Origin of the sequence: Geothrix alkalitolerans (assembly GCF_022808885.1) — a bacterium.
Classification (GTDB): Bacteria; Acidobacteriota; Holophagae; order Holophagales; family Holophagaceae; genus Geothrix; species Geothrix alkalitolerans.
Genome location: NZ_JAKZLE010000007.1, coordinates 102,861 through 116,467, shown reverse-complemented (window position 1 = coordinate 116,467; position 13,607 = coordinate 102,861). Strand labels below are relative to the sequence as shown.

The following is a 13,607-nucleotide window of genomic DNA, read 5'->3' as shown; positions in this document are numbered from 1 at the left end:
GCACTCGGCGGGCTCCGATTTTTATCGCCGTTCATGATTTTGTATAAACATTCATATTCTTGCCACTTGGCCATGGCGAAGGCGTTCCGCCCTTCAACCAAAGAATGGTTTCGGGACTCAATAACTCCCGAGGAGGCAACCATGAGCCGTTGGCGTGGACTCACCATCGTTGTTTTGGCAACCCTGGGATTGGCGTTCCTGATGGCCTGCGGGGGCTCGTCAGGCTCCAGCACCGGCACCATGAACGTCCACCTGGTGGATGGCCCCATCACGGGCTACCAGGAGGTGAACGTCCACATCCAGTCCGTGGAGATCAGCGGCAATGGAGGCTGGATCACCCTTGGAACCCCCGACAAGACCTACAACCTGCTGAGCCTCACCGGCGGCGTGAGCGAGATGTTGGCCTCGGGGACGACCCTGCCCGCGGGCCACTACCAGCAGATGCGGCTGGTCCTGGGCGCGGGGAACACCGTGAAGCTGGCGGATGGCAGCGTCCAGCCCCTCACCGTGCCTTCGGGCCTCCAGTCGGGCGTCAAGCTCATCGTGAGCTTCGACGTGGCGGCCGGCACCACGAAGGACGTGTGGATCGACTTCGACGCGGCCCATTCCATCCAGGTGGTGCAGGCCGGGATGTCGAACCAGTACCTCCTCCGTCCCACGGTCTGGGCCTACGACAAGATCGTGACGGGCTCCATCTCCGGGAAGCTGACGGATGCCGCGACGTCGACGGGCCTCGCCGGCGCCGTGGTCTATGCGGAGACCCTGGACACCGCGGGGAACGCCCGGATCGCCCGCAGCACCACCACGGACGCCACCGGCGCGTACACCTTGGACCTCCTGCCCGTGGGAGCCACCTACTACGTGGTGAGCCAGCCCGTGCTGGGGACCACCACGCCGAAGGCCTATGACGCCAAGGCCAGCGATGCCTTTGCGCTCAGCGCGGCCACGCCGGTCTTCACCTACAGCGCGGCTTTCACCGCGGACGCGGCCACCGGCGGTGTGTCCGGCGGACTGACGCCTGTGGCCACCAGCAGCCAGAGCGACGTGGTGAACCTCCTCCAGACCTTGTCCACGGGCTCGGGCAGCTTCGCCTTCATCGTGGACAGCGGCATGGCCACCGTGGGCACCTCCGGGGAGACCTACGGCTTCGCCTCGGTGCCCGCTGGGGCCTACAGCGTGCAGGCCGTGCGGACCACCCTCAATGCCGACGGCACCACCACCGTGACCACCTCCACCGTCCAGCCGGCCACCGTGACGGCGGGGCTGACGCTGACGGTGAACCTGGGGCTGTGAGGCCGACCTGAATAGGGGAAGGGGGGCCCCGGCGCCCCTTCCCGTAGCTCAGGCGTAGAATCCGCGGTACTTCATGGCCTGGGCCACGCGGTCCAGGGCCAGGATGTAGGCGCCGATGCGGGGGTTGGTCTTGTACTTGTCGGTGGTGGCGAAAGTGGCCTGGAAGGCGTGGGTCATGTAGTCCACCAGGCGCTCGTTGATCTCGCGCTCCCGCCAGTAGAACCCCTGGCGGTTCTGCACCCACTCGAAGTAGCTGACGGTGACACCGCCCACGTTGGCCAGGATGTCCGGCACCACGAGGACACCGTGCTCCAGCAGGATGGGGTCGGCCTCGGGGGTGGTGGGGCCGTTGGCGCCCTCCACGATGACCTTGGCGCGGACCTGGGCGGCGTTGGCCTCGGTGATCTGGTTCTCCGAGGCGGCGGGCACCAGGATGTCCACGGGATGGGCAAGGACGGCGTTGGGGTCCATGGGCTCGGCGCCCCGGAAGCCCACGACGGTGCGGGCCTCGGCCACATGCTTGAGGAGGGCGTGGATGTCCAGGCCGCGGTCATTCCGCACGGCGCCCTGGATGTCGCTGATGGCGACGATGCGCGCCCCGGCCTCGTGCAGCAGGCGGGCGGCCTGGCTGCCCACGTTGCCGAAGCCCTGCACGGCCACCGTGGCGCCGGCCAGAGGCTTGCCCAGCCGCTGCATGGCCTCACGGGCGGTGATGAGGATCCCGCGGCCCGTGGCCTCGTTGCGGCCCAGGCTGCCGCCCAGGCCCAGGGGCTTGCCCGTGACGATGGCGTTCTCGGTGCGGCGCACGTGCATGGAGTAGGTGTCCAGCACCCAGGCCATGGTCTGCGCGTCCGTGCCCATGTCGGGCGCGGGCACGTCGCGGTCGGGTCCGAGGATGTCCATGATCTCGGCGATGTAGCGGCGGGTGAGGCGCTCCTTCTCGCCCAGGCTCAGGCGCGAAGGGTCGCACACGATGCCGCCCTTGCCGCCGCCGAAGGGCACGTCCACCACGGCGCACTTCCAGGTCATCCAGGCGGCAAGGGCCTTCACCTCGTCGAGGGTGACGTTCAGGTCGTAGCGGATGCCGCCCTTGGCGGGGCCGCGGGCGATGTTGTGCTGCACGCGGTAGCCCGTGAAGACCTCCCACTGCCCGTTGTCCATGAGCACGGGGAGGCTCACGATCATCGACCGGCTGGGGGCCATGAAGACTTTGAACAGTGCGTCATCCAGGCCGTAGAGCTGGGAAGCGACGCGGAGGCGGGCCTGCATGGCCTCGAAGGCGTTGGTCTGGTTGGTCAGCATGGAGGGCATCTCCTACGGACGGGCTTCTTGGGCGGGATGGGTCTCGGCCGGCACTTCCAGCTCGCGGCCGGCGCTCCAGAGCCCCTCGATGTTGTAGTGGCGGCGGGTCTCTTCGTCCATGACGTGGACGACCAGGTTCCCGTAGTCCAGGAGCACCCAGTTGCCGTTGGCCTCGCCTTCGCGGGAGATGGGGCGCTCTCCGGTGAGCTTGAGGGCATCCTCCACCGCCTCGGCGATGGCGCGGTTCTGGCGGTCGCTGCCCCCGCTCATGAAGGCGAAGGTGTCGGTGAAGCTGGCGATGTCCCTCACGTCCAGGAGGCGGATGCGGAAGGCTTTCTTGGACCGGGCGGCTTCGACGACGGTCGCGAGCCGGGAATCAAGGGTCATGCGGGCTCCGAAACAGGGCTAACGATACAGGTTTTCCGCGCGGATGGCAGCGAGAACTTGGGGCGGGATGCCGCCCGGATCCTGGGCAGGATCCGCCGCCAGACGGTGCCGGAGCTCCGTGGAGGCGAGGTCCGTGTCCGTGGAGGGGAGCCAGACCAGCTCGCCGGTCCCGCCGGACCAGGCCGAGGCCGGTCGCAGCCCGGGAAAGGCCGGAACGTGCGCCGGGGCGCCGGGGCGCAGGGCCACGGCCAGGGAGGCCAGCTGGAGGATCCGCTCCGGGCGCCGCCAGGTGGCGAAGCCCGCCAGCTGGTCGCTGCCCATGACGAGGATCCAGGCCGTGCCGGGCTCCCGGGCGGACAGCGTCTCCAGGGTGTCCACGGTGTAGCTGGCGCCACCCCGCTCGAGCTCCGCGGTCTCGACGGCGCAGCGCGGATCGAAGGCGCGGAGTGCCTCGTCCAGGAGGTGCAGGCGGGTTCCGGGCGCGGGGCCGCCGGGGTCGGGCTTGTGGGGGCTGATGGCCGTGGGCACGAAGCGAAGTTCATCCAGCCCGAGGTGCTCCAGGGCCAGCCGCGCCAGCTTCAGGTGACCTTCATGGGGGGGATTGAACGCCCCACCGAGCAGGCCCACGCGCTTCACTGGGCCGCGTCCTTGTCCTTGAGGGCCGCATCGACCGCGAAGGCCAACTCGCGCAGTCCCTCGCCCGTGACGCCCGAGATGAAGATGGGCTTCTGGCCGCGGCCGGCGCAGAGGGTCTCGAAGGCGGTCCGCCGCTCGTCGTCCTGCAGGGCGTCGAGCTTGGTGCCCACCAGCCAGCGGGGCTTGGCGGCCAGCACGGAGCTGAAGGCCTCCACCTCGCCTTCGATGACGCGCACGGCCTCCGCGGGCTCCGTGATGGGATCGGACAGATCCACCAGGTGGAGAAGCATGCGGGTGCGTTCCACGTGGCGGAGGAACTGGATGCCGAGGCCTGCGCCGCCTGCCGCGCCTTCGATGAGGCCGGGGATGTCGGCGATGACCCAGCTGTCCAGCAGGTCGCCGCCGAAGCGGTCCAGGCTCACCACGCCGAGCTGGGGCTCCAGGGTGGTGAAGGGGTAGTCGGCGATCTTGGGCCGCGCCGCGCTCAGGCGGCTCACCAGGGTGCTCTTGCCGGCGTTGGGGAAGCCCACCAGGCCCACATCCGCGATGAGCTTCAGCTCCAGGTCGAGGGTGCGCTCCTCGCCCTCCTCGCCGGGCTGGTGATGGCGGGGCGTGCGGTTGGTGGAGCTCTTGAAGTGCGTGTTGCCCAGGCCGCCGCGCCCGCCGCGGGCCACGCAGACATCCTGGCCGTGGGCCAGCAGTTCCGCCAGCACCTCGCCGGTGTCGGCGTCCTTCACCTGAGTGCCGAGGGGCACGTCCAGGGTGATGTCGAGACCATCCTTGCCGTGGCGCATGCAGCCCTCTCCCTGGCGCCCGCGGTCGGCGGCGAAGTCGCGCTTCTGGCGGTAGGGATTGAGGGTGTTCAGGGCCCGGTTGGCCCGCAGGAAGATCGAGCCGCCCTTGCCGCCGTCGCCGCCGTCCGGCCCGCCCTCGGGGGCGAACTTCTCGCGGCGGAAGCTCATGGCGCCGGACCCGCCGTGGCCGGCGACGACGCGGAGCTGGACGTGGTCAAGGAACATGTGGGCCTTTGATTGCGGAAGATCGGGGAGGCATAAGCATAGGCCGGGCTACGCCCGGCCTATGCGCGGGGGTCTCGGGGGGAGGCTCCATCTCCACGAGCCCTGCGGGCGAGTGGGAGCCACGCGCCGCGTGGCGTCAGATGGAGGCGCGCAGCGCACACCCCCGGACAGCATTCATCCTTCGATCGGGTCGATGTGGATGAAGCGGCCGGACTGCCCCTTGTCCTGGAAGCGCACCTTGCCGTCGATCTTGGCAAAGAGGGTGTGGTCCTTGCCCATGCCGACGTTGATGCCGGCCTTGAACTTGGTGCCGCGCTGGCGGACGAGGATGGAGCCGCCGGTGACGACCTCGCCACCGAACTCCTTCACGCCCAGGCGCTGGGAATGGGAATCACGACCGTTGCGGCTGGAACCGACGCCTTTTTTGTGAGCCATGGAAGTACCTCTTCAATTTTGAAATCGGAAGAAATGGATGTCGTTCTCACCAGCTATTTCGCGAAGCGAAATGGCTCAGGCCTTAATAGCTTTGATCCGCACTTCCGTGTACCCCTGGCGGTGGCCCTGGGTGCGCTGGTAGGTGGTGGTGCGCTTCTTCTTGAAGATGATCACCTTCTTGGCGCGGTCGTGGGTGATGACCTCGGCCTCGACCTTGGCGCCCTTCACGGTGGGCTGGCCCACCTTCAGGTCGCCGTCCTTGTCGATGAGGAGCACGTCCTCGAAGGTCACGGCCTGCTTGGGATCCTTCTCCAGCAGCTCCACGCGGAGGATATCGCCCTCGGCGACGCGGTACTGCTTCCCGCCGGTCTTGATGATTGCGAACATGGAAACCTCATTCGGTTGGGGCGCGGGGGCGGCGGTCCATCGGACGCACTTGGGAGCCCACGGCCAGGGCAAGGCCCATCAGTATGCGGGAAAATCCCTGTCCCCTCAAGGGAAATTCCTGAATGACAGGGGATAGGGTTCCGGCGGCCGAGCCCGGATGGGATGATCGGGGTCCGGAGATTCCCATGGGCCGTGATTTCCAGACCTTCCTCAAGCAGCTCGAGGCCGCGGGCGAGCTGAGCCGCATCGCCGCCGAAGTCGACCCCTATCTGGAGATGGGCGCCATCGCCGACCGGGTCTCCAAGCAACCCGGGGGCGGCAGGGCCCTGGTCTTCGACCGGCCCAGGGGCAAGGCCATGCCCGTGGCCATGAACGCCTTCGGCAGCCTGAAGCGCATGGAGCTGGCCCTGGGCGTGGACAAGGACCCCCGGGGCCTGGACGCCGTCGCCGACCGCATCGAGAAGCTGGTGCAGGAGGCCATGCCCAAGCCCGGCACGGGCTTTTTCGAGAAGCTGGCCAAGCTGCCCGTGCTGGCCGAGGTCTCCAACTGGATGCCGAAGACCGTCCGCAAGGGCATCTGCCAGGAGGTGGTGCTGAAGGGCGACCAGGTGAAGCTCACCGACCTGCCGGTGCTCACCACCTGGCCCGAGGACGGCGGCCCCTTCATCACCCTCGGCATGAGCCACACCCGCAACAAGCAGACGGGGCACCGCAACACGGGCCTCTACCGCCTGCAGGTCTTCGACGACCGGACGCTCGGCTTCCACACCCAGCTCCACCACGACGGCGCCCGCAACCGCCACGGCTACGGGAAGGACGAGCGCATGCCCGTGGCCGTGAGCTTCGGCGGCGAGCCGGCCCTCACCTATGCCGCCACGGCGCCCCTGCCGCCCTTCCTCAGCGAGGTCATGTTCGCGGGCTTCCTGCGGGGCGAGGGCATCGAGATGGTGCCGTGCGTGACGAACGATCTCGAAGTCCCGGCCGATTCGGAGATCGTCATCGAGGGCTACGTGACCCCCGGCGAGCTGCGCCGCGAGGGCCCCTTCGGCGACCACACGGGCTACTACTCCCTGGCGGACGACTACCCCGTGCTGCATGTGGAAGCCATCACCATGCGGAAGAGTCCCGTCTTCCCCGCCACCATCGTGGGCCGTCCGCCCCAGGAGGACGCCTACCTGGGCCTGGCCACGGAGCGCATTTTCCTGCCCCTGCTCCGCATGGTGCTGCCCGAGATCCGGGACATGCACCTGCCCGCCGCCGGGGCCTTCCACAATCTGGTAATTCTGAGCATGAGGAAGGAATACCCCGGCCACGCCCAGAAGGTGATGAACGCCATCTGGGGCACGGGCCAGATCATGTTCACCAAGGGCATCGTGGTGGTGGACGAGGACATCGACCCCCACGACCTGACCGAGGTGCTCTTCCGCCTCACCAGCAATGTGGACCCCAAGCGCGACATGCTCTTCACCGAAGGCCCGCTCGACGTGCTGGACCACAGCGCCGACCGCTTCGCCTTCGGCAGCAAGGTGGGCATCGACGCCACCCGCAAGAACCGGCCCTGGGACGGCTTCCCCCGCGAGTGGCCCCGCGACCTGGTCTTCCCCGACGAGATCCTCGACCGCATCGGCCAGCGGTGGAAGGAATACGGGTTCTGATCGGAGTACAAAGCGAAGCCCGGCTATGCCGGGCTTCACGCGGGGGTCCGGGGAGGCTCCCCGGAGCGCATCAAAACCGGATGGTCACCCCGGCCTGCAGGGCGTCCGCCTGGAAGCCGCTGGTGATGCGGGAATGCACGAAACGCGCCTCGGTCCCAACGGTGGCGTTCCACTGGTACCCGGCGCCGATGGCCAGGCCCAGCTTGGTCGTGTGGGTGGAGACGTTGCCCAGGACGGGATCCTTCACTTCGAAGGACCAGCGCATGGCGGCCAGACCCGCCGTCAGGTAGAGGCCCTCGGGCTTGCCGGCGATGAAGTAGAGGTAGTCGCCGCCCAGGCTGAGGTTGTTGGCATCCTGCTTGAGGCTGCCGAAGCTGGACTCCGGATAGACCGAGTAGTCGAGGCGGGGGCGCAGCATGTGGCCATCGCCCAGGTCGAAGGTGCCGTGCACGCCGATGCCCGGGCCCGGCTTGCTGTCCACGTAGTCCTTCAGGTCGCCCAGGGGGATGTTGACGAGACCCTGCACACCGTATCGGGGTGCCTCAGCCTGGAGGGACAGGGCGGTGGCCAGGACGGCCAGGGTCAGCGGGGACAGGATCTTCATGGTTCCTCCGGAAGGCGCGGGCCCGGGGCGGGCCGACCGGCGCCGGGGCCATGTTCCCACAAATAACGGGAAGGCCGCCCTTCATTCAGGAAGGAAAAGATGGGACTAGAAATAAAGATCTAGCTTGAGTTGAGGTGAATCCGATTCCGGTTATTTCCAACGAAAAGGCGCCCTCGCGGGCGCCTTTTCAGGGAAGCGGTCAGACCTATTCGCCGTTCTCGGTGCGGCGCTCCTTGAGGCGACCGGCCTTGCCGAGCTTCTCGCGCAGGAAGTAGAGCTTGGCGCGGCGGACCTTGCCGTGGCGCACGACTTCCAGCTTGTCGATGGTGGGGCTGTTCAGGGGGAAGATGCGCTCCACGCCCACGCCGCTCGCGATCTTGCGGACGGTGAAGGAGGTGCGCATGCCACCGCCCTTGATGCCGATGACGATGCCCTGGAAGAGCTGGATGCGCTCTTTCTCGCCTTCCTTCACCTTCACGTGCACCTTGACGGTGTCGCCGGGCTGGATGCGGGGCAGGTCGGAACGAAGCAGGCTCGCTTCGAGCTGGTCAATGATGTGGCTCATGTGGGCTCCTGGGCCAGCGGTCCCGGGCCGGAATCGGCGGACATGGCTCGATGTCCCCGGAGTCGGGGAGTCCATCAGTGTATCGGAAAAGGCCGGAAAGGAAAGGGGGCATTCCCGGAGGAAGCCCCCCTTCCCTGAACCTCAACCTAGAAGCGGAAGGTGGCGCCCACCTGGATCATGTCGAGGTCGCCTTCCCAGGCGCTGCTCTTCAGGTAGCGGACGTCAGCTCCGACGGTCTTGTTGAACTGGTAGCCCACGCCGGCGGCCAGGCCCAGCTTGGTGGTGGTCTCACTGTTCGAGCCCGAGCCGAACCCGGGGATGGAGACATTGGCCTCCATCTTCCACTGCATGGCGGCAGCGCCGGCGGTGAAGTAGAAGCCCTGGGGCTTGCCGTCCACGAAGTACATGTAGTCGGCGCCGAGGGAGATGTTGGACATCTTGAGACTGGCGGACGCCCCGCCGCCGCTCACGGAGTACTCCGGGAACCAGGTGTAGTCCAGGCGGGGGCGGATCATGTGGCCGCCCCGGAGGTCGAAGGTGGCCTGGGCGCCGACGGTGAAGCCCACCTTGCTGTCCACCGCGTCCTTGAGGTCGCTCTGGGGGATGTTGAGGCCCGCCTGGAGCCCGAAGCGGGGGCCTTCCTGGGCGCTGAGGGCGGGGGCCACCAGCGCGGCGGCGGCCAGGATGAGTGCGCGGATCGTCATGAGATCTCCTTGAGGCCCATGGGGGGCCGGGGTTCATTGGGCGGATCCGGGGCCTCTGAGGCCGCGGTCGCCCGATGGGGCTAAATGGTACCTACGCATCTTGTATCTGGAGGTCTAGTCCGGATCCAAGAAAATCGACCTGGTTCTACTTCCAGCCCTTCCAGCCCTTGGGTTTGGCCCGGTTCCAGTCCTCCGGATGCTCCACCTGCCAGGCGCACCACTGGGCGGGGCGATCCAGGGCGGGCAGGCGGTCCCGCAGGAAGGCGGTCCAGAGGTCCGGCCGGAGACGCTGGGTCCGGGCCATGGCCTCCCGCAGGCGCCAGAGCCGGATGGCGCCGTGGTCGCCGCCCTGGAGCACAACCGGCACCTCCAGGCCGTCGAAGGTGGCCGGGCGCGTGTAGTGGGGGTGGTCCAGCAGGCCCGTGGCGAAGCTGTCCTCCTCGGCACTGGCCTCGTTGCCCAGCACGCCCGGAAGCCAGCGGCAGACCGCGTCGATGAGGAAGAGGGCCGGCAGCTCGCCGCCGCTGAGCACGGCCTCGCCCACGCTGAGCTCCTCGTCCACGTACTCGTCCACCGCCCGCTGGTCCAGGCCCTCGTAGCGCGTGCAGACGAGGATCAGCTGATCCAGGCGGGCCAGCTCCAGCACCTTGGCGTGGGTGAGGGGCGGCGCCGCGGGACTGAAGTGGATGACGCGGTTCGACGCCGCCCGGGGCACGGAGGCCAGGGTGTCGCGCAGCACCTCGGGGCGCAGCACCATGCCTGGCCCGCCGCCGAAGGGGGCGTCGTCCACGTGGCCGAAGGGGTTGCCCGCGAAGGGCCGGTAGCTGTGGGTGAGGAGGGCGTGCCCCAGCTCCCGGAAGGCGCGCCCGGTGATGCCGAGGCGGGCGGCCTCGAAGAATTCCGGGAAGAGGGTGAGGGCGTCGATGCGCATCACTTCATCATCGCGTGGAAGGCCTTCATGAAGGTGCGGGCGATGAGGTCGAAGCTGAAGGCGAAGTACAGCGTGTTGGCGAGGGCGGCGGCGGCGCCGATCCAGGCCCAGAGGGGGCGTTCCTCCAGGAGAGAGGCGCCCAGGAGGCAGAGGATCGCCGCGGGTAGCTGGTTGCCGAAGGGAAGGGGGACGGGGATGGCCAGCAGGAACCCCGTCCAGGCGATGCAGGCGCCCACCCAGCGGCGGTTGATGGGCCGCCGCCGGGCCCTGGGCCAGCGGAGGCGGTCGAGCTGGGTCTCGAGCTTCGCCAGGGCGTTCTTGATGCGGCCCTTGTGGATGGGCTGGGCCTGCACCCGCCCGGGCACCCAGGGATGGGGTGTGTCCCAGGCCAACTGGGTCCCCAGGACGATGAGCCCGATGCCGCCCACGGGGGCCAGCCCGAGGTTCAGGCCCGGCACCAGGCTTGGGAGGGACAGCAGCAGGGTCAGGAGGCCGTAGGTCTGCTCGCCCGCGGCGTCCAGCAGCTCCCCGAGCGTGACTTCGCCTTCCGCGTCCAGCAGGGCGTGGAGGGTCTCGAAGAAGGGCTTCGGGGCGGACGGCACCCCTCCAGGATGACGGGAAAAGGGTCCTCGGTCCCTGGTCTTCAGTTCTGAGGCCTCTGGCTCCGGGACCTCAAGCCCCGGCCTTCGGTTTCCGGGCCTGGCCTTCCCGCACCAGCTGGCCACAGGCGCCCGCCACGTCCTGGCCCCGGCTGCGGCGGACGCTCACGGGCAGGCCCGCTTCCGAGAGCAGGCGGCAGAGGGCGCCGACGCGGGCTTCCTCCGGGGGCTCGAAGCCGCTGCCCTCGTGGGGGTTGAAGGGGATCAGGTTCACCTTGGCGGGGAAGCGGCGCGCGAAGGCGGCGAGGCGCCGGCCGTCCTCCAGGCTGTCGGTGACCCCCTTCAGCAGCACGTACTCGAGGGTGATGCGCTCGCCGGACTGCAGGGGGAAAGCCGCCAGGGCCGCCGCCAGCGCCTCCAGGTTCCAGACCCGGTTCACGGGCATGATGGCCGAGCGGTGGACGTCCGTGGTGGCGTTGAGGCTCAGGGCCAGGCGCGGCCGCTTCGCGAAGCTGCCCAGCCGCTCGATGCCGCTCACCAGACCGGAGGTGGACACGGTGATGCGCCGGGGCGGGATGGCCAGGCCCTTGGGATCCGTGAGGATGGCGAAGGCCGCCATGAGGTGGTCCAGGTTGTGCAAGGGCTCGCCCATGCCCATGAACACCAGGTTCACGGGCCGGCCCTCCGGGTGGCCGTGATGGTTCAGCATGGCCACCACCTGGCCCACGATCTCCGCTGCCGAGAGGTTGCGGATGATGCCCATCTGCCCCGTGGCGCAGAACGTGCAGCCCATGGCGCAGCCCACCTGGCTGGAGAGGCAGAGGGTGGTGCGGTCCTCGTACGGCATGTGGACGCCCTCCACCTGCCGGCCGTCCGCGAGCTCGAAGGCGTGCTTGGTGGATCCGTCCTCCGAAGCCTGGCTCTGGACGATGGCGGGCCAGGCCAGGTCCACCTCGGCCTCCAGGCGCGTCCGCAGCGCCTTGGACAGGCTGGAGAACTGCTCCCAGCGGGTCCAACGCTGCCGGTAGAGGCCGTCGAAGAGCTGGCCTCCGCGCCAGGCCGGCTCCCCCAGGGCGGAGACCAGCGCCTTCAGGTCCGCGGCGTCCAGGCCCGCGGCGTTGGGACGCGCGGCGCGGCCGGCTTCAGGGGCCGGCAGGTCCCACAACTGGGTCATCGTCAGTCCATCCGGATCTTGAAGGACTTCATCAGGCGCTTGTCGTCCTCGGAGAAGGGCTGCTCGGGACCCTCCTGGGGCAGCCCTTCGCCGGGGCCCTCCCCGCGGAGCCGGATGGGCGCGGCCTCCAGGATGAGCATGAGTCCGTAGCCCTGGGCCTGGATCTGGAAGGTGAGGTCGCGGCAGTGGTCATCTTCGGCCAAGGCCTTCACCAGCGAATCGCCCAGTTCGCTGACCAGGTGATGCAGGTTCTCGGGCAGATCCATGGAGCCTCCGCTCCCAGAATACCAGCCGGCTCCAGATCCGCCGGCTAGGAGGACTCGCGGAAGGCTGCGACTGCGCGGCGCGGATCTCCGTCCCAGAAGGGCCGGATGGCCGCCACTCCCGCCAGGCGCGGATGCCTGAGCAGGGCCGCCTTCACGGGATCGATTCCGCCCAGGGCCAGGAGGCGCGGGCCCTCCGCGGGCAGGCCGTCGAGAAAGCGGCCCAGCCGTACCGGCCCCCAGGGCGCGCCCTTGCCGGGGCTGGCGAAGATCGGCGAGATGAGCAGCTGGTCCACGCGGCTGCGCGCCGCCCACTGACTTTCGTCGTGCAGGGGGCGGGACAGCGGCACCAGACCTGGTTCCACCTCCGGATGGGCTTCCGGGGCGTGCAGGCCGCAGCCCGCGGCGAAGGCCACATCCAGGCGATCGGCCACCCACAGCGCCACCTCCGGGGCGGCGTCCTGGCACCAGGTGGCGGCCTCCAGGAGCGCGCGCGCCTCCAGCTGCTTCTCGCGGATCAGAAAGCCATCCACCCCCGAACGCAGCACGGCCGCCCAGCGGTCGCGGTCGAAGCCGAAACCCGGCGTGATGGCGAGGAGGATCATCCGAAGAGGCCCTCCAGCACGGCTGGGTCCACCTTCGGGAGGGCCATTACCGCGGCGTTCTCGGTGGCGTGGTCCGCGCGGCCCATGCCGCAGAGGGCCACCGTGACCCCGGCGCAGGAACGGGTGAACTGGAGGGCCGCCTGGGCGGGGGTGGCCCCTCCCAGCGCTTCCACCAGGTCTGCGGGGAGCTGGGAAAGGATGCGGGCCTGCATGATCGACGCGGAGGTCTGCACCGACAGGCCGGCGGCGCAGGCGGCCTGGAGCGGCGTCAGGCGTTCGCCCCGGAATGGCTGGGTGGGGGCGATGAAGGCCTCGGGCAGGGCGAGGTTGAGGGGCAGCTGGATCCAGCGGAAGTGGTGATCCCGTCCTCCGGCGGCCTCGGCGGCGGCCATCAGGCGCTCCAGGCTGAGGTGGTCGGCCCGCCCCGGTGGCACGCGGAGCCCGTTCCAGGTGGCCACGCCGTACGCGCGGATCGCGCCGGAGGCCACGAAGCCCTCGCAGGCTTCGAAGGCCTTCTGGATGGCGGTGTAGAAGGCCTCCGGCCCCAGGTGCGGGAGCTGCTGCTCGGGGTTGTGCAGGTGGAAGAGGTCCACGGTCGCCATGCCCAGGGCGGCCCGGCTCACCTCCAGCTGGTGGGCCAGGTAGCGGGGTGTCATGGCGTGGCAACCGTCCACCACCTCTTCGGCGGACAGGATGCCCGGACCCTCCAGCGTGCGCCGGAACCAGGCCCCGGGGCTTTCGTCCGTGAGCCCGTCTCCCATGGGCAGGTAGCCGGCCTTGGTGGAGACGAAGAACGCCTCCCGGGGCATGCCCGCGAAGGCGCGGCCCAGGGCCCGCTCCGAGCGCCCTCCGCGGTAGTTCGCCGCGGTGTCGAAGACATTCCCCCCGGCCGCGAAGAAGGCGCGGGCCGCGGCGGCATAGCCCTCATCGGCGGCGGAGGTGGCCTCCCCGAGGTAGGTGCCGAGGCCGAGGCTGCTCAGGTCCATGGCGTGTCCCGAGGTTGATTTGAAGCGAGGACCGGCTCAGCCGGACCGAGCGCGGGGGCCCG

General features: G+C 69.1%; 17 protein-coding genes. 2 read left to right on the top strand and 15 right to left on the bottom strand.

What is annotated here, in order from left to right; all coding sequences use genetic code 11:
- The first annotated feature begins 141 nt into the window (after positions 1-141).
- Positions 142-1,293: a DUF4382 domain-containing protein gene (locus MLJ35_RS13760; protein ID WP_243384816.1), complete on the top strand. Its 1,152-nt coding sequence runs from the start codon at positions 142-144 to the stop codon at positions 1,291-1,293.
- Between the two features lie 48 nt (positions 1,294-1,341).
- Here MLJ35_RS13760 and MLJ35_RS13755 read toward each other — a convergent pair whose 3' ends face one another.
- From MLJ35_RS13755 to rplU, 6 genes are all read right to left on the bottom strand, one after another.
- A complete protein-coding gene (locus tag MLJ35_RS13755; protein ID WP_243317401.1) occupies positions 1,342-2,595 on the bottom strand; it encodes a Glu/Leu/Phe/Val family dehydrogenase in 1,254 nt (417 codons plus the stop codon).
- A gap of 12 nt (positions 2,596-2,607) precedes the next feature.
- Positions 2,608-2,982, bottom strand: coding sequence for a ribosome silencing factor (gene rsfS, locus MLJ35_RS13750; RefSeq protein WP_243384815.1), 375 nt, complete (start codon positions 2,980-2,982; stop codon positions 2,608-2,610).
- Between the two features lie 18 nt (positions 2,983-3,000).
- Entirely contained in the window at positions 3,001-3,618 is a 618-nt protein-coding gene (gene nadD, locus MLJ35_RS13745; RefSeq protein ID WP_243384814.1) for a nicotinate (nicotinamide) nucleotide adenylyltransferase, read from the bottom strand.
- A complete protein-coding gene (gene obgE / locus MLJ35_RS13740) occupies positions 3,615-4,637 on the bottom strand; it encodes a GTPase ObgE (RefSeq protein WP_243384813.1) in 1,023 nt (340 codons plus the stop codon). The genes nadD and obgE overlap by 4 nt, the downstream gene beginning before the upstream one ends.
- Positions 4,638-4,811: 174 nt before the next feature.
- Positions 4,812-5,072, bottom strand: a complete 261-nt coding sequence (rpmA, locus tag MLJ35_RS13735) for a 50S ribosomal protein L27 (RefSeq protein WP_026852683.1) — start codon at positions 5,070-5,072, stop codon at positions 4,812-4,814.
- 75 nt (positions 5,073-5,147) lie between these two features.
- The gene (gene rplU / locus MLJ35_RS13730; protein ID WP_243295560.1) at positions 5,148-5,459 is read right to left on the bottom strand and encodes a 50S ribosomal protein L21; all 312 of its coding nucleotides are present in this window, start codon (positions 5,457-5,459) and stop codon (positions 5,148-5,150) included.
- A gap of 185 nt (positions 5,460-5,644) precedes the next feature.
- On the opposite strand from rplU, the gene MLJ35_RS13725 reads away from it, so the two are divergent.
- Entirely contained in the window at positions 5,645-7,114 is a 1,470-nt protein-coding gene (locus tag MLJ35_RS13725) for a menaquinone biosynthesis decarboxylase (protein ID WP_243384812.1), read from the top strand.
- 70 nt (positions 7,115-7,184) lie between these two features.
- On the opposite strand, the gene MLJ35_RS13720 is transcribed toward MLJ35_RS13725, so the two are convergent.
- From MLJ35_RS13720 to MLJ35_RS13680, 9 genes are all read right to left on the bottom strand, one after another.
- A complete protein-coding gene (locus tag MLJ35_RS13720) occupies positions 7,185-7,718 on the bottom strand; it encodes an outer membrane beta-barrel protein (RefSeq protein WP_243384811.1) in 534 nt (177 codons plus the stop codon).
- Between the two features lie 205 nt (positions 7,719-7,923).
- Complete coding sequence (rplS, locus tag MLJ35_RS13715; RefSeq protein WP_243295563.1) at positions 7,924-8,283, bottom strand: 50S ribosomal protein L19; 360 nt, start codon at positions 8,281-8,283, stop codon at positions 7,924-7,926.
- Positions 8,284-8,429: 146 nt separating this feature from the next.
- A complete protein-coding gene (locus MLJ35_RS13710; RefSeq protein WP_243384810.1) occupies positions 8,430-8,987 on the bottom strand; it encodes an outer membrane beta-barrel protein in 558 nt (185 codons plus the stop codon).
- A 145-nt stretch (positions 8,988-9,132) separates the two neighbouring features.
- Positions 9,133-9,918, bottom strand: a complete 786-nt coding sequence (gene trmD, locus MLJ35_RS13705) for a tRNA (guanosine(37)-N1)-methyltransferase TrmD (protein ID WP_243384809.1) — start codon at positions 9,916-9,918, stop codon at positions 9,133-9,135.
- Entirely contained in the window at positions 9,918-10,520 is a 603-nt protein-coding gene (locus MLJ35_RS13700) for an exopolysaccharide biosynthesis protein (protein ID WP_243323944.1), read from the bottom strand. The genes trmD and MLJ35_RS13700 overlap by 1 nt, the downstream gene beginning before the upstream one ends.
- Positions 10,521-10,590: 70 nt before the next feature.
- Positions 10,591-11,691 carry a dual-specificity RNA methyltransferase RlmN gene (rlmN, locus tag MLJ35_RS13695; RefSeq protein ID WP_243384808.1) on the bottom strand — a complete coding sequence of 367 codons (1,101 nt, stop codon included), beginning with the start codon at positions 11,689-11,691 and terminating at the stop codon, positions 10,591-10,593.
- A gap of 2 nt (positions 11,692-11,693) precedes the next feature.
- On the bottom strand, positions 11,694-11,957 hold the full coding sequence (locus tag MLJ35_RS13690) for a hypothetical protein (RefSeq protein ID WP_243323946.1): 264 nt from the start codon (positions 11,955-11,957) through the stop codon (positions 11,694-11,696).
- A 44-nt stretch (positions 11,958-12,001) separates the two neighbouring features.
- Positions 12,002-12,559, bottom strand: coding sequence for a thiamine phosphate synthase (locus MLJ35_RS13685; protein ID WP_243384807.1), 558 nt, complete (start codon positions 12,557-12,559; stop codon positions 12,002-12,004).
- The gene (locus MLJ35_RS13680) at positions 12,556-13,545 is read right to left on the bottom strand and encodes an aldo/keto reductase (protein WP_243384806.1); all 990 of its coding nucleotides are present in this window, start codon (positions 13,543-13,545) and stop codon (positions 12,556-12,558) included. Before MLJ35_RS13680 ends, MLJ35_RS13685 begins: the two co-directional genes overlap by 4 nt.
- Positions 13,546-13,607 lie beyond the last annotated feature (62 nt).

Excerpts from the sequence above, each read along its gene's own strand:
- rsfS (WP_243384815.1), bottom strand. The coding sequence starts at position 2,982 with ATGACCCTTGATTCCCGGCTCGCGACCGTCGTCGAAGCCGCCCGGTCC.
- MLJ35_RS13755 (WP_243317401.1), bottom strand. The coding sequence starts at position 2,595 with ATGCTGACCAACCAGACCAACGCCTTCGAGGCCATGCAGGCCCGCCTC.
- obgE (WP_243384813.1), bottom strand. The coding sequence starts at position 4,637 with ATGTTCCTTGACCACGTCCAGCTCCGCGTCGTCGCCGGCCACGGCGGG.
- MLJ35_RS13690 (WP_243323946.1), bottom strand. The coding sequence starts at position 11,957 with ATGGATCTGCCCGAGAACCTGCATCACCTGGTCAGCGAACTGGGCGAT.
- MLJ35_RS13710 (WP_243384810.1), bottom strand. The coding sequence starts at position 8,987 with ATGACGATCCGCGCACTCATCCTGGCCGCCGCCGCGCTGGTGGCCCCC.
- rplS (WP_243295563.1), bottom strand. The coding sequence starts at position 8,283 with ATGAGCCACATCATTGACCAGCTCGAAGCGAGCCTGCTTCGTTCCGAC.
- MLJ35_RS13685 (WP_243384807.1), bottom strand. The coding sequence starts at position 12,559 with ATGATCCTCCTCGCCATCACGCCGGGTTTCGGCTTCGACCGCGACCGC.
- trmD (WP_243384809.1), bottom strand. The coding sequence starts at position 9,918 with ATGCGCATCGACGCCCTCACCCTCTTCCCGGAATTCTTCGAGGCCGCC.
- MLJ35_RS13720 (WP_243384811.1), bottom strand. The coding sequence starts at position 7,718 with ATGAAGATCCTGTCCCCGCTGACCCTGGCCGTCCTGGCCACCGCCCTG.
- rplU (WP_243295560.1), bottom strand. The coding sequence starts at position 5,459 with ATGTTCGCAATCATCAAGACCGGCGGGAAGCAGTACCGCGTCGCCGAG.
- rlmN (WP_243384808.1), bottom strand. The coding sequence starts at position 11,691 with ATGACCCAGTTGTGGGACCTGCCGGCCCCTGAAGCCGGCCGCGCCGCG.
- rpmA (WP_026852683.1), bottom strand. The coding sequence starts at position 5,072 with ATGGCTCACAAAAAAGGCGTCGGTTCCAGCCGCAACGGTCGTGATTCC.
- MLJ35_RS13725 (WP_243384812.1), top strand. The coding sequence starts at position 5,645 with ATGGGCCGTGATTTCCAGACCTTCCTCAAGCAGCTCGAGGCCGCGGGC.
- MLJ35_RS13760 (WP_243384816.1), top strand. The coding sequence starts at position 142 with ATGAGCCGTTGGCGTGGACTCACCATCGTTGTTTTGGCAACCCTGGGA.
- MLJ35_RS13680 (WP_243384806.1), bottom strand. The coding sequence starts at position 13,545 with ATGGACCTGAGCAGCCTCGGCCTCGGCACCTACCTCGGGGAGGCCACC.